Consider the following 21,887-nt stretch of genomic DNA (forward strand, 5'->3'; position numbering starts at 1 on the left):
TTCATCCTGCACCGGATCAGGATTGCGTCAAAGACCGCTGCGGCTCGTGATAGAATCCGGGCCATTCCCATCTCAATCGACTACGGAAAGCGAACTCATGTTCTCCAAGTCTGTCACGCTCTCGCAATACGATCCCGACCTCGCCGCCGCCCTTCAGGGTGAAGTGGTCCGCCAGCACGAACACATCGAACTGATCGCGTCGGAAAACTACACCAGCCCGGCCGTGATGGAAGCGCAGGGTTCGCAACTGACCAACAAGTACGCCGAAGGTTACCCGGGCAAGCGTTTCTACGGCGGCTGTGAGTATGTCGACGTGATCGAGCAGCTGGCGATCGACCGCGTGAAGGCACTGTTCGGTGCCGAATACGCCAACGTGCAGCCGCACTCGGGCTCGCAGGCCAACCAGGCGGTGTATTTCTCGATCCTGAAGCCGGGCGACACGGTGATGGGCATGAATCTCGGTCACGGTGGTCACCTGACCCACGGCTCGCCGGCCAACCTGTCGGGCAAGCTGTTCAACATCGTTGCCTATGGCCTGAACGAAAACGAAGAAATCGATTACGACGACATGGAACGTGTCGCGCTCGAAACCAAGCCGAAGCTGCTGATCGGCGGTGCTTCGGCCTACGCACTGCGCTTCGACTGGGCGCGCATGCGCGAAATCGCCGACAAGGTCGGTGCCTACTTCATGGTCGACATGGCGCACTACGCCGGTCTGATCGCTGCAGGTGTCTACCCGAACCCGGTGCCGCACGCGCACTTCGTGACCTCGACCACGCACAAGACGCTGCGCGGCCCGCGCGGCGGCATCATTCTTGCCAAGGCCGAGTTCGAGAAGTCGATCAATTCCAACGTGTTCCCGACGCTGCAAGGCGGCCCGCTGATGCACGTGATCGCCGGCAAGGCCGTGGCGTTCAAGGAAGCTGCAACGCCGGAATTCAAGGCGTATCAGGAACAAGTGATCAAGAACGCGCAAACGATGGCGGCCACGCTGGCCGAACGCGGCCTGCGCATCATTTCGGGCCGTACCGAATCGCACGTGTTCCTCGTCGACCTGCGTCCGAAGAACCTGACCGGCAAGGCCGCCGATGCGGCGCTGGGCAAGGCACACATCACCGTCAACAAGAACGCGATCCCGAACGACCCGGAAAGCCCGTTCGTGACCTCGGGCATCCGTATCGGCGCTCCGGCGATCACCACGCGCGGCTTCAAGGAAGCCGAGGCGGTCCAGGTGGCGCACCTGATCGCCGACGTGCTGGACAATCCGGCCGACGAAGCCAATCTGGCGACCGTCGCCGAGAAGGTGAAGGCACTGACCGCGAAGTTCCCGGTCTACGTCGCCTGATCCCGATCCGCGCATGAAAAGGGTGGTGCCGCGAGGCGCCACCCTTTGCCATTTTCGCGTCCCCGTTCTTTATTGATCTTTGTTTCCTATCCGGCCACGAGGGCCTGTCGATGAAATGTCCGTTCTGCGGTTCCCCTGACACCCAGGTGGTCGACTCGCGTGTTTCCGACGAGGGCGATGCGGTCCGCCGCCGTCGCCGCTGCAACGTCTGCGACAAGCGCTTCACCACCTTCGAGACCGCCGACGTGCGCATGCCGCAAGTGGTCAAGCAGAACGGCCAGCGTACCGAATTCGACCGCGAGAAGATCCGCATCAGCTTCCAGCGCGCGCTGCACAAGCGCCCGGTGTCGACGCAGCTGATGGACGAAGCCATTGCGCGCATCGTCCAGAAAGTGCTGAGCGTCGGCGAGCGCGAAATCCTGTCGCGCCAGATCGGCGAAATGGTCATGACCGAACTCGCCAAGCTCGACAAGGTGGCCTACATCCGCTTTGCCTCGGTCTATCGCTCGTTCTCCGACGTCGACGATTTCCGCGACGTCATCCGTGAAGTGACCCGGAAGGAGTAAGCGATGTCGCGCACGGCCTGGATCATCCGTCACCTCGCTTTCGAAGACCTCGGCACGCTTGCGCCCGCCATCGAGGCACGCGGTTATGCCCTTCGCTATCTCGAGGCCGGGGTGGATACATTCGATGTGCTGGCCGACGCCAGGATCGACGACCTGCTGGTCGTGCTGGGCGGGCCGATCGGCGCTTACCAGACCGAGCGCTACCCGTGGCTGCTGACCGAGACGGTGGCGATTGCCGGCTGGCTGGTCAGCGGGCGTGCCGCGCTCGGCATCTGTCTTGGGGCGCAGCTGATTGCCACCGCGCTGGGTGCTCGGGTCTATCCCGGACATGGCAAGGAGATCGGCTGGTCACCGCTGACGCTGACCGAAGCCGGCAGCACCTCGCCCGCGCGGCACCTGGATGGCGCGCTGACGTCGATGCTGCACTGGCACGGTGACACCTTCGATCTGCCGGTCGATGCCGAACTGCTGGCATCGAGTGCGCTGTATCCAAACCAGATTTACCGCATCGGAGCACGGATACTGGCTTTCCAGTGTCACCCGGAAATCGACGCGCGGCGATTCGAGCAATGGCTGATCGGCCACTGCGACGAACTCGATGCGGCGCGTATCGGTTTCGGTGTCCTGCGGGCACAGACCGCCGCCGAAGGCGCGCGGCTGAGCGGACAGGCGGCGCTGTGCGTCGGCGAGTGGCTGGACGCGCTGTGAGCGGACAGCTGCAGGACCTCGACCACCTGTACATGCAGCATGCGTTGCGCCTGGCTGCAAACGGGTTGTATACGACGACGCCGAATCCGCGCGTGGGTTGTGTCATCGTTCGCGATGGCGACATCGTCGGGGAGGGCTGGCACGTCCGTGCCGGCGAGCCGCATGCGGAAGTTCATGCGCTGCGCATGGCCGGCGACAGGGCACGCGGCGCAACGGCCTACGTGACACTCGAACCGTGCAGCCACCACGGCCGGACGCCGCCGTGCGCCGACGCCCTGGTCAAGGCCGGCGTTGCCCGCGTCGTCGCCGCAATGACCGATCCGAATCCGCAGGTCGCCGGCCGCGGCCTGGCCGGACTCGCGGCGGCGGGCGTCGAAACCGCATCGGGTGTTCTCGAGACCGAGGCGCGCGAGCTGAATGTAGGTTTCATCAGCCGGATGCTGCGTGGCCGGCCCTGGACCCGGATCAAACTTGCCGCAAGTCTGGATGGCCGGATCGCGCTGGACGACGGACAATCAAAATGGATTACCGGTGCGCCGGCGCGTGCCGACGTGCAGCGCTGGCGCGCACGTTCGTGCGCGATGCTGACGAGCGTCGAAACGGTGATCGCCGACGACGCACAACTGACCGTGCGCGACTTCGAAGTCGAGCGGCAGCCCATGCGCATCGTCGTCGACAGCCGTTTGCGTGTGCCGACCGACGCAGCGATCTTGCGTACGCCGGGCGTGCTGGTCGCGGCAGCGGTCGACGGCCCGAATCGGGCCGCGCTGGAAGCGGCGGGTGCCGAGGTGGCGCTGTTGCCGGGGCAGGACGGGCGTGTCGATCTGGCGGCCTTGCTGCTGCTGCTGGGCACACGCGGCGTCAACGAGCTGACCGTCGAGGCGGGCGGCGTGCTGGCCGGTGCATTGCTGCAGGCCGGTCTCGCGGACGAGCTCGTGCTGTATCAGGCGCCGGTGCTGATCGGCCGGGGCAGGGCGATGCTGGATTTCAGTCTGGCCAGCCTGAGCGAGCGTTACGCGCCACGCGTCGTCGAGCGCCGCAGTGTCGGCAGCGACCTGCGCTGGACCTTGCGTTTTACCGATCCGGCCCAAGCTTTCCAGGCTTGAGTCACGAGGAGCATGCAATGAGCGAACAAGCGAACACGCCGGTCTGCCCGGACTGCGGCAAGCCGCTGGAAGTCCTCAAGGCCTGTGGTGCCACCAGTTATTTCTGCAACCACTGCAACGAGCTCAAGTCGTCGCAGCGGGTGAACGAAGCGAATGCCAGCCGCGAAGCGGCGGCCGACAAGGAGCAAGGCTGAATGTTTACCGGAATTGTCCAGGCCATCGGTACGATCGAACGGGTCGAACCGTTTGCCGGCGGCGTCAAACTGACCGTGCATGCACCCGAACTCGACATGGGCAACGTCGTGCTCGGCGACAGCATTTCCCATAACGGTGCCTGCATGACCGTGATCGAGCAGCTCGATCCGCGGCGTTACCGGATCGACGTGTCGGACGAGTCGCTGCGCTGTACCGTCGGGCTCGATCGCGAAGGCGGCCAGGTCAATCTGGAAAAAGCCATGCGGCTTGGCGACATGCTCGGTGGCCATCTGGTGTCGGGGCATGTCGACGGGGTCGGCGAGGTCCTGTCGTTCGACCCGGTCGGCGACAACCGCGAACTCGTCGTCCGAGCGCCGACGGCCATGGCCAGGTATCTGGCGGCCAAGGGCTCGGTGGTCGTCAACGGCGTGTCGCTGACGACCAATTCGGTGCGCGACGTCGAGGACGGCTGCGTGTTCTCGATCAACCTGATTCCGCACACGCTCGCCGTGACGACGCTGGGCCAGCTGGCCGCCGGTGCGAAGGTCAATCTGGAGATCGACCTGATCGCCCGCTATGTCGAGCGCATGCTGGGTACGGAGCACCGCGGATGACCACGATTTCTTCGGTACAGGACATCATTGCCGACATCCGGGCCGGCAAGATGGTCATCCTCGTCGACGAGGAAGACCGTGAGAACGAAGGCGACCTGGTCATGGCCGCCGAGTTCGTCACGCCGGAGGCGATCAATTTCATGGCCAAGTACGGCCGTGGCCTGATCTGTCTGACGCTGTCCGCCGAGCGCGGCAAGCAGCTCAATCTGCCGCTGATGGTGAGCCAGAACGGTTCCGGTCACGGCACCAACTTCACCGTTTCGATCGAGGCGGCCGAGGGCGTGACGACCGGCATCTCGGCGTACGACCGGGCGCTGACGATCAAGAAGGCCGTTGCTTTCGACGCCAAGCCGGGCGATCTGGTGTCGCCGGGCCACGTGTTCCCGCTGCTGGCCCAGCCTGGCGGCGTGCTGGTCCGCGCAGGTCATACCGAGGCCGGCTGCGATCTGGCCCAGCTCGGCGGTCTGCAGCCGGCGTCGGTGATCTGCGAGATCATGAACGACGATGGCACCATGGCGCGACTGCCGCAGCTGCTCGAGTTTGCCGCGGAGCATGACCTCAAGGTCGGCACGATCGCCGATCTGATCCATTACCGCAGCCAGACCGAATCGCTGATCGAGATCGCCGGCCGCCGCGAAGTCGAAACCGCCGCGGGACCGTTCGAGCTCGTGGTGTTCCGCGATACGCTGTCGACGGCAACCCACCTGGCCCTCGTCAAGGGCCGGCCGCAACAGGGCAGCGAAACGCTGGTACGCGTGCACGAGCCGCTGTCGGTGGTCGACTGGATCGACCTCGGCGGCAGCAATCACTCGTGGGACGTCCGCGCATCGCTCGAGGCGATCAACCGTGCAGGCTGTGGCGTGATGGTGCTGCTGCACCGCACCGAAAGCGGCGAAGACCTGCTGGCGCGTGCCCTGCCCGAACTCGGGCTGAACAAGGTGCGCCGCTGGGATCTGCGGACCTACGGCATTGGCGCACAGATGCTGCGCGCCTTGGGTGTCGGCAGGATGCGTCTGCTGAGTCCCGAACGCAAGATGCCGAGCATGGCCGGCTTCGGGCTCGAGGTCACCGGCTTTGAAACCCCCTGAATCTGCAGAATTTTCTTCCAGGAAGACACCATGAGCTTTGTCCCGAATCGTGACCAGACCCTGCCGCCGCTGGATGGTCGCGGCCTGCGCGTCGGCATCGTGACCTGCCGTTTCAACGAAAACATCACCACTGCGCTGCGTAACGCTTGCGTCGACGAACTGCTTCGCCTCGGCGTGGCGCCGGATGCCGTCGACGAATTCGCCGTACCCGGCGCGCTCGAAGCGCCGCTGGCATTGCAACTGCTGGCGAATACAGGGCGCTACGACGCCCTGGTGACGCTCGGCTGCATCATCCGCGGCGAGACCTATCACTTCGAGCTTGTGGCCAACGAGTCCGGTGCCGGGGTGACCCGTGTCGGTCTCGATGCCGCGATCCCGATTGCCAATGCCATCCTCACCGTCGAAAACGATGAGCAGGCCGAGGCACGCAAGACCGACAAGGGCATCGATGCCGCCCGAGTCGCCGTAGAAATGGCCCAACTTAAGAAAGCGTTAACAGCATGAGCGAACACGAACAGCAAGCAAACACCCCGCCGGCGAAGCCGAAATCGGCCCGCCGCCGCGCCCGCGAATTCGCGGTGCAGGGCCTGTACCAGTGGAACCTGACCGGCGACACCGTCAACAACATCGAAAAATTCCTGCGCGAAAGCAGCCCGCAGTTCGCGCGTGCCGACGAAGCACTGTTCCGTGCGGTCATGTACGGCGCAATCAAGGAGTCGGCCGACCTGATCAAGCTGCTCACGCCGCATGTCGACCGTCCGCTCGAAGAGGTCAGTCCGGTGGAGGCTGCGGTGCTGCTCGCCGGCGCGTTCGAGATCGTCCACATGCCGGAAACGCCGTATCCGGTGATCATCAACGAAGCGATCGAACTGGCGAAGACCTTTGGCGGTAGCGACGGCCACCGCTTCGTCAACGGCGTGCTCGACAAGCTTGCGGCTGCGGTACGGGCTGACGAAGTCGACGCGATCCGCGCCAAACGCCGCGGCTGAGCGTGAACGAGTTCGACCTGATCGGCCGGTACTTCGCGCGCCCGGCGCGCACGGCCCTGCTCGGTGTCGGTGACGATTGCGCCTTGCTGCCGTCTCCTCCGCCTGGCGAGGTGCTGGCGGTTTCGGTCGACATGCTGGTCGAGGGCCGGCATTTCTTTGCCGGCAGCGATCCGCGCGCCCTGGGGCACAAGACACTGGCGGTCAATCTGTCCGACCTCGCCGCGATGGGCGCGAGCCCGGCGTGGTTCACGCTGGCACTGGCCCTGCCGGGTGCCGACGCCGCCTGGCTGGCGGCCTTTTCCGGGGGGCTGTTTGCACTGGCCGACACCGCCGGTATCGAACTCGTCGGAGGGGATACGACCCGAGGACCGCTGACGATGTCGGTTCAGGTCGCTGGCCACGTGCCCGCTGGTGGTGCTCTCCGCCGCGACGGCGCCCGGGCAGGCGATGACGTCTGGGTTTCCGGACATCTCGGTGCAGCTGCGATGGCGGTTCAGCACCGCGCCGGCGGAATCGTCCTGACGGATGAGATGCTCGCCGTGTGCGCCGCACGGCTGGACTGGCCCGAGCCAAGACTGGCGCTGGGCCTGTCCTTGCGCGCGCATGCAACGGCCGCACTCGACGTTTCCGATGGCCTGGTCGGTGATCTGGCGCATATCTGCGAGCAATCGAATCTCGGGGCAGACGTCGACTGGCTGAGTGTGCCGGTCGATCCGGTGTTGCAGACTCTGCCGGAGGCAGCACGGCAGCGCGCAGCGCTGTCGGGCGGTGACGATTACGAACTGTGCTTTACCGCGGCACCCTCGGCCCGCTCCGCAATCGATGCGCTGTCCGATGAACTGGGTCTCCCGCTGACCCGGGTCGGTATCATGCGCCCCGGCAAGGACGTAACGGTTCGCGATGCGGCGGGACATCCGCTGGACACGCGCCAGGGCGGCTTCGACCACTTTTCCCCGTCATGAAATCAAACGACCACGCCGTGTCGCCAATCCTTCACCCCGATTGGCGCTTTCTGCTGCGTCATCCGGCGCATTTCATTGCGCTGGGTTTCGGTAGCGGTCTGCCCCGCAAGGCACCGGGAACCTGGGGGACGCTGGCCGGCCTGCCGTGTTGTGCACTGCTGCTGGCATGGCTTACACCATTGCAGCTCGCCTGGCTCTGCATACCGGCATTTGTCCTCGGTACCTGGGCTGCCGGCGTCGCCGGGCGGGCGCTGGGTGTTCATGATCATGGCAGCATCGTCATCGACGAGATTGTCGCGATCTGGCTGGTGCTGGCCACCGTGCCGCAGACCGTCAGCGGCTGGATCGCTGCCTTTGTCGTCTTCCGGGTATTCGACATCGTCAAGCCGTGGCCGATCCGCAGCCTTGATGCCCGCGTGCCGGGCGGCTTCGGCGTGATGGTCGACGACCTGCTGGCTGCCGGGTATACGATCGCCGTGCTGTGGGGGCTGATGCACTTCTGGCCGGCTTCGCTGAGTTACTGATCCGGCCGACAGGCGCTTTCACCGACGTCACGTCTCAAACCCAAAAAAAAAGCGACCCCGCGGGGTCGCTTTTTATCTTGCAACGCTGAATCAGCGCAGCTGGCCGAGCAGGGCGGACAGCAGTTTGTTGCGCGTGTCCGGATCGACGGCCGCACCGTCCTTGCCGGTCACGGTCAGCGTCGTCTGGTTGACGCCTTCCTGCAGGTGGACTTCGTAATCCTTCGGGACCGGCGTCTTGTTGCCCTTGTCGTCCTTTTGCCAGAAGGCCAGCGACGAGAAGAAGCTGTTGCTTTCTTCCTTGCCGATGTCTTCCGCCGCGCGATGGACGTAGTACACACCCTTGCTGCGGTCGCGGTCAGCAACGACGAAGCCGACGCGGTCCAGCGCCAGGCCGACACGGCGCCAAGCGCGGTCGAAGTTGTCGTTGATCTTGAGTGCGGATGCATCGTCGGTCAGCGAAGCGAAGACCTGGGTATTGACCGGTTTCTTCACGACGGTTGTCGCCTGCTCTTCGGTCATGCCGAAGCGCTGCAGCATCAGCGCGAGCATCTCGGCTTCGAGTTCCGGATCGGCCTTGCGTGGTACCCAGATGGTCTTGCTGTCCGACACATTGGATCCCAAGCGTGTCGTGTCGGTATCGCCGGTGTCCTTGTAGACCTCCTGCATGCCGCGATGCGACAGGTAGATTTCGGTCGTGCCCGGCTGCGAGCCCGGCTCGACGCGGGTGCGGAACTTGTCGAGTTCGCCGGTCGAGATGAAGCTGTCCGCGACCTTGCGCAGCAGCTTGGTGACCCAGTCGGCTGGCAAGTTGGCGCGGTTTTCCAGCCAGTCGGTTTCCATGATTCCGAGCTGCGGATTGTCGATCTTCAGCAGGAAGCCGTTGTCCAGCCAGAACTGGTGGATTTCGGGCCACAGCTTCTTGGGGTCACCCTGAACCACCAGCCAGCGCTGGCCGCCGGCTTCGACCATTTTGGCCTTGGTCGAATCCGTGAGTGCGATTTCCGACGCGGAGCCGCTGGTCTTGACACCAACAGCGGCCGTGGCCGACGCCGCAGTGGCGGCAGGCTGCTGGGTGTTCACTGCCGAGACACTGTTGCCGCGCTCCGGCACGGTGTAACCCGGATTGGCAGCAGGCGAAGTCAGGTCCGGCGGAACTTCGAGCGTGTTGTTCGACAGGTTGTCGCTACCGGAGCGGTAGTCGACCTTGCGTTGCAGCATCATTTGGTCGCTGGAGCAGCCGGCAAGGCTGATGGCGATGGCGATCGGGATCAGGCGGAAAAGCGGTTTCATTCAGATTCTTCGCTAAGGTTGGGCGCGGCTTACAGCACGCCAGCGGCTTGCATGGCCTGGCGGACGGCAGTATGGGCGCCGTCGGACAAGCGGGTCAACGGCAGGCGGATGCCGGACGGGATCAGCCCCATCTGTTCGAGCGCCCATTTCACCGGAATCGGATTGGCTTCGACGAACAGGTGCTTGTGCAGACCCTGGAGCTGATCGTTAAGTTCACGCGCGCTGGCGATATCGCCCGCCAGTGCGGCCTTGCACATCCGTGCCATCAGGCGCGGTGCGACGTTGGCGGTCACCGAAATCACACCGTGGCCGCCCTGGAGGATGAAGGCCATCGTCGAGGCATCGTCGCCGCTCAGCAGGGTAAAGCCTTTGGGCGCCAGCTTGGTCAGTTCGGCTGCACGTTCAAGGTTGGCGGTTGCGTCCTTGATCCCGACGATGCCGGCCACTTCGGACAGGCGCAGCGCGGTGTCGTTCGAGAGGTCGGAAATGGTCCGGCCGGGCACGTTGTACAGCAGGGTGGGCAGGCCGCTTTCTTCGGCGATGGCGCGGAAGTGCAGGTACATGCCTTGTTGGGTCGGCTTGTTGTAGTAGGGCACGACCGACAGGCCGTAATCGGCACCGACGGCGAGGGCGCGTTTGGACAGATGGATGGCTTCGCGGGTCGAGTTGGCTCCGGTACCGGCCACGACCGGAACGCGTCCGGCGGCCTGCTCGACGACGACACGGATGATTTCGATATGCTCTTCGACGTCGACGGTCGGCGATTCGCCGGTCGTGCCGACGGCGACGAGGCCGTTGGTGCCTTCGGCAATGTGCCAGTCGACGAGCTTGCGCAAGCTCGCAAAATCAAGGCTGCCGTCTTCAAACATCGGGGTGGCCAGTGCCACCAAACTACCTGTCAACATGCCCGCGTACCCGCTCTGGTCATTAAACGATCAGCCGGCATTCTAACCCGCTGCCGGCTCGGGCGGAAACCCGCTTGGGCCTCAAACATCGCGCTTGCCGAAGCGCCGGAGCAGCCATGCGCCGAGGTCGTCGAGCCAGGTGAAGACCACCGGGACGACAACCAGCGTCAGCAAGGTCGAGGTGATGACGCCACCGATGATGGCATGCGCCATCGGCGCACGCTGCTCCGAGCCTTCACCCAGTGCAAACGCCAAAGGCAGCATGCCGACGACCATGGCCGCCGTGGTCATCAGGATCGGCCGAAGACGGACCCGCCCGGCTTCGGCAATCGCGTCGATCCGGTTCATGCCTTCGCGGCGCAGGTGGTTGACGAAGTCGACCAGCAGGATCGCATTCTTGGTCACCAGCCCCATCAGCATGATTACGCCGATGATCGAGAAAATGTTCAGCGTACTGCGCCACAGCAGCAGCGCCAGCAGCACACCGACCAGCGACAGCGGCAGTGACGTCATGATCGCGAAGGGCTGGAGGAAATGACCGAACTGCGACGCCAGAATCATGTAGATGAAGATCACGCCGAGCAGCAGCGCAGCCAGCGCGTAGCCGGCCGATTCCTTCATGCTCTTGGTATCGCCGCCGGCGACGAAACGGTAACCCGGCGGCAGCTTGAATTCGGCCTGCAGTTTGTCGATGTCGCGCTGGACCTCGCCGGTGGTCCGGCCGGTCACGTTGGCGGTGATGTTCGACTCGCGGAACAGGTTTCGGCGGTTGATCTGCACCGGGCTCTCCGATGACCGGACCGTGGCGATCTCTGTCAGCGGGACCAGCACCGGCAGGCCGGCACCGTCGCGCAGCGAACTGGTGAAGTACACGCCTTCGAGGCTGGCGCGGTTGGCGCGTGCCTCGGCGGCCAGCCGGACGTTGACGTCGTAGCTTTCACCGTCCGGCGCCAGCCATGTGCCGCTTTCCTCGCCGGCAACCAGCGGTCGCAGGGCGTTGCCGATCTGGCTCAGGTCGAGGCCGAGGCTGGCTGCGCGGTCGCGGTTGATGTCGACATCGAGCGCCGGCCGGGCGGCTTTCATGCTCGACTCGACGTCGACGAGGCCGGGAATCTTGCCAAGCCGGGCGGTGAAGTCGCGGCTCAGTTCGCCCAGCCGGGTCAGGTCGGTGCCCTGCAGCGAGATCTGGATCGCCTTGCCTTCCGGGCCGCCACCGCCCAACGGCATCAGCGAGCGGATCGATACGCCGGCGATCGACGCGATCCGGGTGCGGAACGCGGCAATCAGTTCGTTCTGGCTGCGCTGGCGATCCTTTTTCGGCGTCAGCATGATCACCATGCGCGCGCTGTTCTTGCCCTGCGCACCGCCGGTATTGATCGCCGTATAGGTCTCGCGCACTTCCGGAAATGCTTTCAGCGCCGCTTCGACCTGGCGGGTTTTGGCCGCCGTGTAGTCGAGCGACGAGCCGACCGGTGTTTCGAACTGCAGCGACACCTTGGACAGGTCGGGCTTCGGGACGAATTCGGCGCCGATGAAGCGGGCCAGCATGAAGGCCGCGACCAGACTGGCCACCGCCAGGCCGATCACGGCCATCCGGTGCGCCAGACTCCAGCGGATCAGCGCGCTGTAGCGTGTTGCCAGCCAGTCCATACCGTTCTCGAAGGCGTCGAGCACGCGTCCGAGCGGGCGTTTTCCGCCATGGACGTGCGGATCGGACCAGATCGACGACAGCATTGGATCGAGCGTGAACGAGACGAACATCGAGATCAGCACCGCCGCGCACACGGTCAGGCCGAACTGGTGGAAGAACTTGCCGATGATGCCGCCCATGAAACCGACCGGCAGGAACACCGCGACGATGGTCGACGTGGTCGCCAGCACGGCGAGACCGATTTCGCGGGTGCCGTCGATGGCCGCGTTGTAGTGGTCCTTGCCGAGTGCGGCATGGCGGACGATGTTTTCGCGCACGACGATCGCGTCGTCGATCAGCAGTCCGATGCACAGCGACAGTGCCATCATCGTCATGACGTTGATCGTGAATCCGGCGATGTACAGGGCGAAAAAGGTGCCGATCAGTGCCACAGGCAGCGTCAGCCCGGTGATCACCGTGCTGCGCCACGAGCCGAGGAAGACGAAGACGATGGCGATCGTCAGCAGGGCACCTTCGATCATCGTCGTCTTGACGTCGGCAAGCGATGCGCGGATGCCTTCGGCGTTGTCGCTCAGGACCGACAGTTTGATGCCTTCACCGGCGTACTCTTTGTTGAGCCGGTCCATCTCGGCGCGGATCCGGTCGCTGACCTCGACGGTATTGGCGCCGTTGATCTTCTTGATGTCGATGGAAATGGCACGCTGACCATTGACCAGCGCCAGGCTCTCTTCCTCGGCCTGGCCGTCGCGCACCGTGGCGATGTCGCCGAGGTAGGCGGGGGCACCGTTGCGCCAGGCGACGATGACCTTGGCAAAGTCGGACGGCGTTTTCAGGCGCCCCTTGATCTGGACGACCTCTTCGCGGCCGCGCGCCTGGATCGTTCCGACCGGCACTTCGGCATTCTGCGCCCGCAGTGCGGCCATCACGTCGTTGACGCCGATTTTCAGCTCGGCGAGTTTTTCCGGCCGCAGCACGACTTCGATCTGGCGGGTAATTGCACCGACAAGCTCGGCCTGACCGACGCCCTGGATGGTTTCGAAGCGTTTCTTGAAAACCTGCTCGGCCCGGCTGGTCAGCTCGCGCGGGCTGAGCCGGTCCGAGCGCAGCACCAGCGAGGCGATCGGCAGGTCGTCCGGACTGTAGCGGCTGATCGTCGGCGTCTTGACCTCGTCGCGAAAACCCGGTGTGACCGCCGCGACTTTTTCGCGAACGTCCTGCACCGCGATTTCCGGCTCGACCGACAGGTCGAACTGCGCGACAACGACCGACAGCCCCTGATACGAGAACGAAAACAGCTCGTCGAGCCCGTTGACGGTGTTGAGCGATTCCTCGATTTTCTTGGTGACGTCGGATTCGACGATCTCCGGCGACGCGCCGGGATAGGACGTACTGACAACGACGACCGGAAACTTGACGTCCGGCAGCTCCTCGACCGGCAGGCGCTTGATCGAGAACAGCCCCAGTACCAGCAGCGACAGCATCATCATCGTCGCAAATACGGGGTTCTGGATGCTGACACGGGTGAACCACATCGATGGGCTCCTGGCCGGATCGCCGGTGCGGGCGACAGGCGGACTGTGTATTTAGCGGCCGGATTGCGCAGGCGCGGCGGGCAGCTTCACGAGGGTGCCGGCGGCAAGCTGGACGTTGCCGGCGAGGACGATAGCATCGGGTTTGAGCCCGCTGGCGATTTCGACCCGTGATCGGCGCTCGTCACGGGCGCCGATACTGACGGTATGGCGCACCAGTTTGCCGGCTTCGATCGCGAGTACGTACTGCTGGCCGTTCTCGTCGTGGACCGCCGGTAACGGCAGGTTCAGTACCGACGCGTGCGTGGCGACCTCGATGGCCCCCTGTGCAAACAGTCCGCTGCGCAAGGCGTCGTCCTGCCGGTCGATGCGGATGTAGACCGGCACGGCCTTGGACGCATCGTTGACGCTGGGATTGATGCGGGCGATATGCCCGGTGTACTGGTTCGGGAAGCCGTCGATGCCAAAGTGGACGACTTGCTCGGGGGCGATTTCACCGATACGCCGGGCAGGCACATTGGCGACCAGCTCCAGACTGCCAAGGTCGACCACGGTCAAGAGCTTGCCGTTGATGCCGACGTGCTGGCCGGGATCGACGAAGCGTTCGGCGACGACGCCGTCGAACGGGGCACTGATCACCGCCTTGGCCAATGCCTGCTGTGCCAGACCCAGTTGGGCCTCCGCAGCGTGCGTATCGGCGACGGCCGACTGCAACTGGTTCTGCGTGGTATCGAAGGCGTTTTTTGAAATGAAGTTCTGCTTGAGCAGGTCCTGATTGCGTTCACTCAGCTTCCGACTGTAGGCAAGCAGGTCGCGGCTCTTGGCAAGTTGGGCCTGCGCGACCGCCAGCTGGCGCGCCAGGTCCTCCGCGTTCAGCCGGGCCAGTACCTGGCCGCGACGGACACGCTGGCCCGGCCGGACGTCGACCGAGGCAACCTGGCCTTCGACCTGAGCGGTGATCGTCGTCTGCTGTTCGGCCTGCAGTGTGCCGGTGATCGCCAGCGTATGGGTGACGTCGCCGCGTTCGACACGCACGACATCCTCGGGCGCGAGTTCGATGGTCGCGGGCTTGGCATCCGGCGTGGCCGGCGGGGGTGCTTTGTGAGCGACGGCGGCAATCAGCACGCCAGCGGCAATGAAGGCCAGCACGGCGACCAACAGCGTGCGGGGACGCAGTTTCATCGGCCTGAATCCTTGGGTGAGCAGGGGGTCCAGCGCCGCATTCTAATCGTACTGGGGGCGTGTGAACCAGACGGTTCACGGTGACAACAATCTAGCCGATCGTCAGATCCACGATTTCCGAGGCGGCGATGTGGTCCTGGCTGGCGCCAAGGATGCGCTCGATCAACGCCTGCCGTCTCGACGCATCAAGGTGACGGCTGCTGTTCTCGACAAATTTCTCGATCAGGTGGGGGCGTGCCTCGTCTCGCCGCCGCCGGTGGCCGAGTGGCAGTTCGACCGTGGCAACAAGGTCGGGACTGCCGTCGTCGAAACGGACGCGGATGCCGTTGGCGATGCTGCGGCGCTGCGGGTCGAGATAGTCGCGACTCCATTGCGGATTCTCGGCGACCGACATTCGCGCACGCAGCCGTTCGATGCGCGGGTCGCCGCCGACATCATCTTCGTAGTCGGCCGCGGTCAGATCGCCGCGTAGCAGGGCGACCGCGGTCATGTACTGCAAACAGTGATCGCGTGCGGCAGGATTGGTCAGCGGCCCGTCGCGCGCAATGATGCGCAGCGCGGCTTCGGTTGTGGTGAGCTCGATGGCGGCGATGTTGCCAAAGCGCCCGACCAGTTGCGGGTGCAGCTGGATCGCCGCTTCGACGGCCGTCTGTCCATGGAACTCTGCAGGGTGGGCCACCTTGAACAGAATGTGTTCCATGACGTAGCTGGAGAGCGGTTGCGCCAGTGTGACCGTCTGTCCGCGAAAGGCCGCGTCCTGGAAGCCCCAGGTCGGGGTGGTGATCGATGTCGGGTAGCCGAGCTCTCCCTTGTGGGTCAACAGCGCCAGCCAGACCGCACGGCTCGCAGCATCGCCGGCGGCCCATGATTTGCGCGGGCCGGCGTTGGGTGCATGGCGGTAAACCCGCAGGGGCGTACCGTCGAGCCAGGTGTGCGACAGCGCATTGATCACGTCGTCGCGACCGCCGCCGAGCAGGCGCATCGTCACGGCACTGCTGGCCACTTTGACCAGCAGGACGTGATCGAGACCGACGCGGTTGAAGGCGTTGTCCAGCGCCAGCACGCCCTGGATTTCGTAGGCTTGCACCATGGCGTGCAACAGATTGCCGAGCGTGATCGTCCGGCCGTTGCGGCACTGCCAGTCGGCGATCGCCAGTAGCGCTCCGATGTTGTCGGACGGATGGGCCCATTCCGCGGCCAGCCAGGTGTCGTTGTAATCGAGCCAGCGGATCAGTGTCGTCGCATCGAACGCGGCCTTGACCGGATCAAGTTGCTCGCCACTACCGATAACCCGTGCGCCTTTGGGGATGCGTGTTCCCGGCAGGACGGGACCGAGCAGGCGGGTGCAGGCCGGGTGGTCGAGTGCGGCGATGGCGCAGCCGATGCTGTCGAGCAGACTGAGCCTTGCCGTGTCGACGGCTTCGCCGCTCGGCGTGAATGGCTGGCAAACGTAGTCGGCAATGGTCTGCATGACCGCGTCGGCGTGGCAGGGGGACAGACTCACGCGCTTCGCTCCTCGATGGCGGGAACCCGACGCTCGTCCGGCCCGGTGTAGACGGCCGTCGGCCGGATGATCTTGCCGCTGCCGCGTTGTTCGATGGCGTGGGCTGCCCAGCCGGCGCAGCGGGCGATGACGAACAGTGGCGTGAACAGTTCGGTGGGAATCCCCAGCATGTGATAAGCCGGCGCCGCATACCAGTCCAGATTGGGAAAGAGCGCCTTGTCACGCTGCATGACGGATTCGATGCGTTCGGCAATGTCGAACAGGCGGGGATTGCCGCCACTCTGGCACAAACGCTGTGCGATCGATTTGATGATCGGGCTGCGCGGATCGGCACGGGTGTAAACCGGATGGCCGAAGCCGATGACGACTTCATGCTGATTGAGCCGGTGGACGATATCCGTTTCGGCCTCGTCGGCCGTGTCGTAACGGGCAATGATGTCCATGGCGACTTCGTTGGCGCCACCGTGTTTGGGGCCCTTGAGTGCACCAATTCCGGCGCAGACGGCGCTGTAAAGGTCCGCGCCGGTGCTGGCGACGACGCGGTTGGCAAAGGTCGATGCGTTGAATTCGTGTTCGGCATACAGGATCAGCGACTGGTCCAGCGCCCGAATGTGCTCCGGTAGCGCGGGCTGACCGCGCAACAGATGCAGGAAGTGTGCCGCCACACTCGAAGCGTTGGTGGCCGTGTCGATCCGGCGACCATGGCGACTGAAGTGGTACCAGTAGAGCAATAGCGACGGCAGGGCCGAAAGCAGCCGGTCCGCGATGTCACGAGCCCCCGCGGTACCATGTTCGTCCTTTTCCGGCAGGACACAACCCAAAGCCGATACGCCGCTGCGCAACGCATCCATCGGATGGGTGGCGGCCGGAATATGTTCCAGGGCCGTGATGACTTCGCGTGGCAGTCCTCGCGATTCACCGAGTTGTTGCCGATACTGAGCCAGCGCCGCTTCGTCAGGCAGGCGTCCGTGGATCAGGAGATACGCTACCTCCTCGAAAGCGCAGCCTTGCGCCAACTCAAGGATCGGGTAACCCCTGTAGTGTAAGTTGTCACCATTCCGCCCCACGGTGCAAATGGCTGTCTCGCCAGCAATGATTCCGGAAAGCGAAACCGACTTTTTCGGGGGAGGCGATGACGGGGCTTCCATGGCGTATCTCCAGTCAGCGTGGCGGTTGTCTGGCGGTATGGCTGACGCTGCGGCTGGATTTCGCCCGTGTATTCATCAGGATAAGTGATTTCCCTTGCTGAATGACGTGGGATGGATTGCCAGAGTCCGGTTACAAGTGGAAAAATCAGCCGCGCCATGCCGGAAGTACTAATTTATTTACGTTAGTCTTTGGTTCAAATGTCATTTTATTTGACATGAAGTCAGACAAGAGGCGGAATGTGCAAGGCAAGCGGGCGGCAAAAAGCCCGGGTAGGTAGTAGTCACTATCGGTGACGCCGTTTCCATCAGGAAGCGGCTCGTCAGGTGGAGGCGGGGTCACTCGGTGGCGTCCTGCTGTGAACGCGATAAAGGGGGTAGGGTGTGAACGTTCTAGGGTATTTACAGAAAATCGGCCGCGCGCTGATGGTGCCGGTGGCAACGCTGCCGGCCGCCGCGATCCTGATGGGTATCGGTTATTGGATCGACCCGACGGGTTGGGGCGGCAACAGTGCGGTTGCCGCCTTCCTGATTACGGCAGGCGCCGCGATCATCGACAACATGCCGATCCTGTTTGCGGTTGGTGTGGCCTACGGTATGTCCAAGGACAAGGACGGTGCTGCGGCGCTGGCCGGCCTGGTTGGCTTCTATGTGCTGACCAAGCTGTGTTCTCCGGGCGCGGTTGCAATGATACAGGGGATCGATCCCAAGGCCGTTCCGGCTGCCTTCGGCAAGATCAACAACCAGTTCGTCGGTATTCTGACCGGTGTGATCACCGCCGAGCTCTACAACCGCTTCAGCCATGTCGAACTGCACAAGGCGCTGGCGTTCTTCAGCGGCAAGCGTCTGGTTCCGATCGTCACCTCGTTCGTGATGATTTTCGTTGCCTTTGCAATGATGATCATCTGGCCGGTGATCTACAACGGCCTCGTCCACTTCGGTGAAACGATCCAGGGCATGGGCAGTGCCGGTGCCGGTATCTACGCGTTCTTCAACCGCCTGCTGATTCCGGTCGGTCTGCACCACGCACTGAACTCGGTGTTCTGGTTCGACGTCGCCGGCATCAACGACATCCCGAACTTCCTCGGTGGCGCGAAGTCGCTGGCCGAAGGCAAGGCCGTGCTCGGTATCACTGGTCGTTATCAGGCCGGTTTCTTCCCGATCATGATGTTCGGTCTGCCGGGCGCTGCGCTGGCGATCTACCACGCTGCCAAGCCGGCGAACAAGGCGCGCGTTGCGTCGCTGATGATTGCCGCTGCATTCGCCGCGTTCTTCACCGGTGTGACCGAGCCGCTCGAATTCTCGTTCATGTTCGTTGCGCCGCCGCTGTACCTGCTGCACGCATTCCTGACCGGTGTGTCGGTGTACATCGCTGCTTCGATGCAGTGGATTGCCGGTTTCGGTTTCAGTGCCGGTCTGGTCGACATGGTGCTGTCGTCGCGTAACCCGCTGGCCCGTGACTGGTACATGCTGATCGCGCAAGGCATCGTGTTCTTCGTGATCTACTACGTGACCTTCCGTGCCGCAATCGGTGCCTTCAACCTGAAGACCCCGGGTCGCGAAGACGACGAAGTCGGCGGTGACGCTGCTGCTCCCGCTGCTGCGCCGGTTGCGTCGGACAACGCATCGCTGGCTGCCGGGTACCTGCAGGCCATCGGCGGTAACGCCAACCTCGCATCGATCGACGCATGCATCACCCGTCTGCGTCTGGGCGTGAAGGATTCGGCGCTGGTGGATGAAGCTGCGGCGAAGCGTCTGGGTGCGTCGGGTGTGGTTCGCTTGAACAAGGAAAACGTCCAGATCATCATCGGACCGAAGGCCGAGCTGGTTGCCGATGCGATGCGTGGCCTGAAGGGTGGTGTTGCCGCCGCTCCGGTAGCAGCAGCTGCCGCCGTCGCGGCACCGGCTGCCGCTCCGAAGGTCGCTGCTGGTGATCTGGTGCTGGTGTCGCCGATTACCGGTGATGTGGTGCCGCTGGAAGAGGTGCCGGATCCGGCATTTGCCAGCAAGGCTGTGGGCGAGGGCGTTGCAGTTCGTCCGACGGGCAAGCTCGTGGTCGCGCCGGTGGCGGGTACGATCGTCAAGATCTTCAACAGCAACCACGCGTTTGCACTGCTGGCCGACAACGGTGCCGAGCTGATCGTGCACATCGGTGTCGATACCGTGAAGCTGGGTGGTCAGGGCTTCAAGCGTCTGGCCGAGCAGGGTGCTCGTGTCAACGCGGGTGATCCGGTGCTTGAGCTCGATCTGGCTTACCTCGAGCAGAATGCCCAGTCGGTCATCAGTCCGGTGATCGTCAGCAACGTCGACCAGTTCGCCGGCGTGGCCAATGTCGCGACCGGTTCGGTGGTTGCCGGTCAGACCAAGCTGTACACGCTGAAGGCCAAGTAAGCGCTGCTGCCACCTCCGGGTGGTGCAATAAAAAACCCCGGTTCAGGCCGGGGTTTTTTTATTGCATCTGGTCTGGTTGGAATGGATGCATGCGTCAACTCCGGGCGTAAAAAAACGGGCCGCAAGGCCCGTTTTTCTGGTGAGGCGGATCAGCCCAGCAGGTGCTTGATCGCGTCACGTTCTTCCGACAGTTCCTTTGCAGTCGCATCCATGCGGGCGCGGCTGAATTCGCTGATCTCCAGACCTTCGACGATGGTGTACTTGCCATCCTTGCAGGTGACCGGGTAGCCGTAGATCAGGTCGCTGTAGCCGTACTCGCCGTTGGCCGGTACACCCATGGTGACCCAGTCGCCTTCCGGCGTGCCCAAGACCCAGTTGCGGATGTGGTCGATGGCGGCATTGGCGGCCGAAGCGGCCGACGACAGGCCGCGTGCCTTGATGATCGCGGCGCCGCGCTGTTGTACGGTCGGGATGAACTCGCCTTCGAGCCATTTCTGGTCGTTGATCAGACCGGCTGCGTTCTGGCCCTTCACTTCGGCGTGGAAGATGTCCGGGTACTGGGTGGCCGAATGGTTGCCCCAGATGATCATCTTCTTGACGTCGGTGACGGCATTGCCGGTCTTCTGGCCGATTTGCGTCAGTGCGCGGTTGTGGTCGAGGCGCATCATCGCGGTGAAGTTGGCCGGGTTCAGGTCCGGTGCGTTCTTCATTGCGATGTAGGCGTTGGTGTTGGCCGGGTTGCCGACCACCAGCACCTTGACGTCACGGCTGGCGACTTCGTTCAGGGCGCGACCCTGGGTGGTGAAGATGGCGCCGTTGGCTTCGAGCAGGTCCTTGCGTTCCATGCCCGGGCCGCGCGGGCGGGCGCCAACCAGCAGGGCGATGTCGGCGTCCTTGAACGCGACCTTCGGGTCGTCGCTCTGGATGATGCCGTGCAGCAGCGGGAATGCACAGTCGTCCAGTTCCATGACGACGCCGTTCAGTGCCGGCAGGCTGGGGGTGATGTCCAGCAGCTGCAGGATGACCGGCTGGTCCGGGCCGAGCATGGCGCCGGAAGCAATGCGGAACAGCAGGCTGTAGCCGATCTGGCCGGCTGCGCCGGTAACGGCGACGCGTACGGGTTTTTTCATTGGTTCACTCCGAAACTCGGCGGTTGTCCGCCGTCTACTGACTACGGCAATGCATCACAAAACGGCATTGCACGCATGAAAGGGGGTGTGCTTGAAACCGGGGCAGTTTATCACGCGATATCAGGCTGTGTGCAGGCTGCGGCGTTTCAGCCGACAAAGCGTCGTTCATCTGTTGTCTTATATAAGACTGTAGTAGACTCCGTGCCGACAACATGATAAAAAGCGTTCCACATACTTATGCGCAAGCTCACAGTTCAACCTCTCTACCGGCAAGTGATGCGGGAAGTGCTGGCCTCCGTCGAGGCAGGTGCTTGGCGCGAGGACGAGGCGTTGCCGAGCGAGATCGAGTTGGGCGAGCGCTTCGGCGTCAGTCAGGGGACGGTTCGCAAGGCGCTGGATGCGCTGGTAGCGGAAGGCTTGTTGTACCGGCGCCAGGGGGTCGGCACTTTCGTCGAGGGGGCCAATGATTTCCTTGCGCGCGGGCGCTTCACCGGCCTGTCCGGCGAAGGGGCCGAGGCGCCGAAGTTCGAGTTGCTCGGCTGCGTGAAGATCCACGCCGGTGAGCAGCTGGCCGAAATCCTCGGTCTGCGCCGCGGCGCTGCGCTGTGGCAGATTCGCCGGCATGTGCGTGTGGCGGGCGAGCTGGTCGGGATAGAGGAAATGCTGTTGCCGGAAGCCGGTTTTCCCGAGCTCGATGTCCGGCGGATTCGCGAACTGAAGGGCGACGTGCGCGAGCTGTGCTGGCGGGATTTCGGTGTGCGCCTGAAGGATGCCGAGGTGCGCTACAAGGCAATGCCGGCGTCACAGGCGGAGGCCAGACTGCTGCATTGCGAACTGAACGAGGCGCTGCTGCAGGTGGTCCGGCTGGCCAAGGATTTCGAAGGCCGTCCGCAAATGTGGAGCGTGGCGTGGATGAAGACCGAACGCTGGGCGTTCGAGCCGCCGGCGCAGATGCAGGCCTGAAGCGGGATGGAGTTGGGAAGGGTCGGGAAAGCCGCAGTGTGCGCCCGGCCCGGGTTTGACAGAATGTCGCCTGATGGTCGCGGTGTCGCGACAGCGGGCT

At 63.9% G+C, this 21,887-nt stretch carries 20 protein-coding genes; 13 read left to right on the forward strand and 7 right to left on the reverse strand.

Going from position 1 to position 21,887, the window contains the following annotated elements:
• Window positions 1-97: 97 nt before the first annotated feature.
• The 11 genes from glyA (at window position 98) to IE097_RS04845 (ending at window position 8,097) form a co-directional block, all read left to right on the forward strand.
• Window positions 98-1,345: a serine hydroxymethyltransferase gene (gene glyA, locus IE097_RS04795; protein WP_189459003.1), complete on the forward strand. Its 1,248-nt coding sequence runs from the start codon at window positions 98-100 to the stop codon at window positions 1,343-1,345.
• A gap of 110 nt (window positions 1,346-1,455) precedes the next feature.
• Entirely contained in the window at window positions 1,456-1,911 is a 456-nt protein-coding gene (gene nrdR / locus IE097_RS04800) for a transcriptional regulator NrdR (RefSeq protein ID WP_189459004.1), read from the forward strand.
• A gap of 3 nt (window positions 1,912-1,914) precedes the next feature.
• Window positions 1,915-2,619, forward strand: coding sequence for a glutamine amidotransferase (locus IE097_RS04805; protein ID WP_189459005.1), 705 nt, complete (start codon window positions 1,915-1,917; stop codon window positions 2,617-2,619).
• 32 nt (window positions 2,620-2,651) lie between these two features.
• Window positions 2,652-3,725, forward strand: a complete 1,074-nt coding sequence (gene ribD, locus IE097_RS04810; protein ID WP_189459199.1) for a bifunctional diaminohydroxyphosphoribosylaminopyrimidine deaminase/5-amino-6-(5-phosphoribosylamino)uracil reductase RibD — start codon at window positions 2,652-2,654, stop codon at window positions 3,723-3,725.
• Between the two features lie 17 nt (window positions 3,726-3,742).
• A complete protein-coding gene (locus IE097_RS04815; protein ID WP_189459006.1) occupies window positions 3,743-3,919 on the forward strand; it encodes a YfgJ family double zinc ribbon protein in 177 nt (58 codons plus the stop codon).
• Window positions 3,920-4,534 carry a riboflavin synthase gene (locus IE097_RS04820; protein ID WP_189459007.1) on the forward strand — a complete coding sequence of 205 codons (615 nt, stop codon included), beginning with the start codon at window positions 3,920-3,922 and terminating at the stop codon, window positions 4,532-4,534.
• Window positions 4,531-5,622, forward strand: coding sequence for a bifunctional 3,4-dihydroxy-2-butanone-4-phosphate synthase/GTP cyclohydrolase II (gene ribBA, locus IE097_RS04825; RefSeq protein ID WP_189459008.1), 1,092 nt, complete (start codon window positions 4,531-4,533; stop codon window positions 5,620-5,622). The genes IE097_RS04820 and ribBA overlap by 4 nt, the downstream gene beginning before the upstream one ends.
• A gap of 30 nt (window positions 5,623-5,652) precedes the next feature.
• Window positions 5,653-6,126: a 6,7-dimethyl-8-ribityllumazine synthase gene (ribH, locus tag IE097_RS04830; RefSeq protein ID WP_189459009.1), complete on the forward strand. Its 474-nt coding sequence runs from the start codon at window positions 5,653-5,655 to the stop codon at window positions 6,124-6,126.
• Window positions 6,123-6,611, forward strand: a complete 489-nt coding sequence (nusB, locus tag IE097_RS04835; protein WP_189459010.1) for a transcription antitermination factor NusB — start codon at window positions 6,123-6,125, stop codon at window positions 6,609-6,611. Before ribH ends, nusB begins: the two co-directional genes overlap by 4 nt.
• A 2-nt stretch (window positions 6,612-6,613) precedes the next feature.
• The gene (gene thiL / locus IE097_RS04840) at window positions 6,614-7,573 is read left to right on the forward strand and encodes a thiamine-phosphate kinase (RefSeq protein WP_189459011.1); all 960 of its coding nucleotides are present in this window, start codon (window positions 6,614-6,616) and stop codon (window positions 7,571-7,573) included.
• Between the two features lie 17 nt (window positions 7,574-7,590).
• Entirely contained in the window at window positions 7,591-8,097 is a 507-nt protein-coding gene (locus tag IE097_RS04845) for a phosphatidylglycerophosphatase A family protein (protein ID WP_229797430.1), read from the forward strand.
• Between the two features lie 90 nt (window positions 8,098-8,187).
• Here IE097_RS04845 and bamC read toward each other — a convergent pair whose 3' ends face one another.
• The 6 genes from bamC to prpC all read right to left on the reverse strand — a co-directional run bounded on the left by bamC (window position 8,188) and on the right by prpC (window position 17,306).
• On the reverse strand, window positions 8,188-9,387 hold the full coding sequence (bamC, locus tag IE097_RS04850) for an NlpB/DapX family lipoprotein (RefSeq protein WP_189459013.1): 1,200 nt from the start codon (window positions 9,385-9,387) through the stop codon (window positions 8,188-8,190).
• Between the two features lie 29 nt (window positions 9,388-9,416).
• A complete protein-coding gene (gene dapA / locus IE097_RS04855) occupies window positions 9,417-10,292 on the reverse strand; it encodes a 4-hydroxy-tetrahydrodipicolinate synthase (protein ID WP_189459014.1) in 876 nt (291 codons plus the stop codon).
• An 81-nt stretch (window positions 10,293-10,373) separates the two neighbouring features.
• On the reverse strand, window positions 10,374-13,475 hold the full coding sequence (locus IE097_RS04860) for an efflux RND transporter permease subunit (protein ID WP_189459015.1): 3,102 nt from the start codon (window positions 13,473-13,475) through the stop codon (window positions 10,374-10,376).
• Window positions 13,476-13,526: 51 nt separating this feature from the next.
• Window positions 13,527-14,654 (reverse strand): efflux RND transporter periplasmic adaptor subunit, encoded by a 1,128-nt coding sequence (locus tag IE097_RS04865; protein ID WP_189459016.1) that lies wholly within the window; start codon window positions 14,652-14,654, stop codon window positions 13,527-13,529.
• A gap of 91 nt (window positions 14,655-14,745) precedes the next feature.
• Window positions 14,746-16,158: a bifunctional 2-methylcitrate dehydratase/aconitate hydratase gene (locus IE097_RS04870; RefSeq protein ID WP_229797431.1), complete on the reverse strand. Its 1,413-nt coding sequence runs from the start codon at window positions 16,156-16,158 to the stop codon at window positions 14,746-14,748.
• A complete protein-coding gene (gene prpC / locus IE097_RS04875; protein WP_189459017.1) occupies window positions 16,155-17,306 on the reverse strand; it encodes a bifunctional 2-methylcitrate synthase/citrate synthase in 1,152 nt (383 codons plus the stop codon). The genes IE097_RS04870 and prpC overlap by 4 nt, the downstream gene beginning before the upstream one ends.
• Before the next feature lie 381 nt (window positions 17,307-17,687).
• On the opposite strand from prpC, the gene nagE reads away from it, so the two are divergent.
• Window positions 17,688-19,694 (forward strand): N-acetylglucosamine-specific PTS transporter subunit IIBC, encoded by a 2,007-nt coding sequence (gene nagE / locus IE097_RS04880; protein ID WP_189459018.1) that lies wholly within the window; start codon window positions 17,688-17,690, stop codon window positions 19,692-19,694.
• A 149-nt stretch (window positions 19,695-19,843) separates the two neighbouring features.
• Here nagE and IE097_RS04885 read toward each other — a convergent pair whose 3' ends face one another.
• On the reverse strand, window positions 19,844-20,824 hold the full coding sequence (locus tag IE097_RS04885; protein WP_189459019.1) for a malate dehydrogenase: 981 nt from the start codon (window positions 20,822-20,824) through the stop codon (window positions 19,844-19,846).
• Window positions 20,825-21,061: 237 nt separating this feature from the next.
• On the opposite strand from IE097_RS04885, the gene IE097_RS04890 reads away from it, so the two are divergent.
• Window positions 21,062-21,787 (forward strand): GntR family transcriptional regulator, encoded by a 726-nt coding sequence (locus IE097_RS04890; RefSeq protein ID WP_268247078.1) that lies wholly within the window; start codon window positions 21,062-21,064, stop codon window positions 21,785-21,787.
• Window positions 21,788-21,887: the final 100 nt, after the last annotated feature.

Source organism: Jeongeupia chitinilytica (genome assembly GCF_014652315.1).
GTDB lineage: Bacteria > Pseudomonadota > Gammaproteobacteria > Burkholderiales > Chitinibacteraceae > Jeongeupia > Jeongeupia chitinilytica.

Excerpts from the sequence above, each read along its gene's own strand:
- glyA (WP_189459003.1), top strand. The coding sequence starts at position 98 with ATGTTCTCCAAGTCTGTCACGCTCTCGCAATACGATCCCGACCTCGCC.
- nrdR (WP_189459004.1), top strand. The coding sequence starts at position 1,456 with ATGAAATGTCCGTTCTGCGGTTCCCCTGACACCCAGGTGGTCGACTCG.
- IE097_RS04805 (WP_189459005.1), top strand. The coding sequence starts at position 1,915 with ATGTCGCGCACGGCCTGGATCATCCGTCACCTCGCTTTCGAAGACCTC.
- ribD (WP_189459199.1), top strand. The coding sequence starts at position 2,652 with ATGCAGCATGCGTTGCGCCTGGCTGCAAACGGGTTGTATACGACGACG.
- IE097_RS04815 (WP_189459006.1), top strand. The coding sequence starts at position 3,743 with ATGAGCGAACAAGCGAACACGCCGGTCTGCCCGGACTGCGGCAAGCCG.
- IE097_RS04820 (WP_189459007.1), top strand. The coding sequence starts at position 3,920 with ATGTTTACCGGAATTGTCCAGGCCATCGGTACGATCGAACGGGTCGAA.
- ribBA (WP_189459008.1), top strand. The coding sequence starts at position 4,531 with ATGACCACGATTTCTTCGGTACAGGACATCATTGCCGACATCCGGGCC.
- ribH (WP_189459009.1), top strand. The coding sequence starts at position 5,653 with ATGAGCTTTGTCCCGAATCGTGACCAGACCCTGCCGCCGCTGGATGGT.
- nusB (WP_189459010.1), top strand. The coding sequence starts at position 6,123 with ATGAGCGAACACGAACAGCAAGCAAACACCCCGCCGGCGAAGCCGAAA.
- bamC (WP_189459013.1), bottom strand. The coding sequence starts at position 9,387 with ATGAAACCGCTTTTCCGCCTGATCCCGATCGCCATCGCCATCAGCCTT.
- dapA (WP_189459014.1), bottom strand. The coding sequence starts at position 10,292 with ATGTTGACAGGTAGTTTGGTGGCACTGGCCACCCCGATGTTTGAAGAC.
- IE097_RS04860 (WP_189459015.1), bottom strand. The coding sequence starts at position 13,475 with ATGTGGTTCACCCGTGTCAGCATCCAGAACCCCGTATTTGCGACGATG.
- IE097_RS04865 (WP_189459016.1), bottom strand. The coding sequence starts at position 14,654 with ATGAAACTGCGTCCCCGCACGCTGTTGGTCGCCGTGCTGGCCTTCATT.
- prpC (WP_189459017.1), bottom strand. The coding sequence starts at position 17,306 with ATGGAAGCCCCGTCATCGCCTCCCCCGAAAAAGTCGGTTTCGCTTTCC.
- IE097_RS04885 (WP_189459019.1), bottom strand. The coding sequence starts at position 20,824 with ATGAAAAAACCCGTACGCGTCGCCGTTACCGGCGCAGCCGGCCAGATC.
- IE097_RS04890 (WP_268247078.1), top strand. The coding sequence starts at position 21,062 with ATGCGCAAGCTCACAGTTCAACCTCTCTACCGGCAAGTGATGCGGGAA.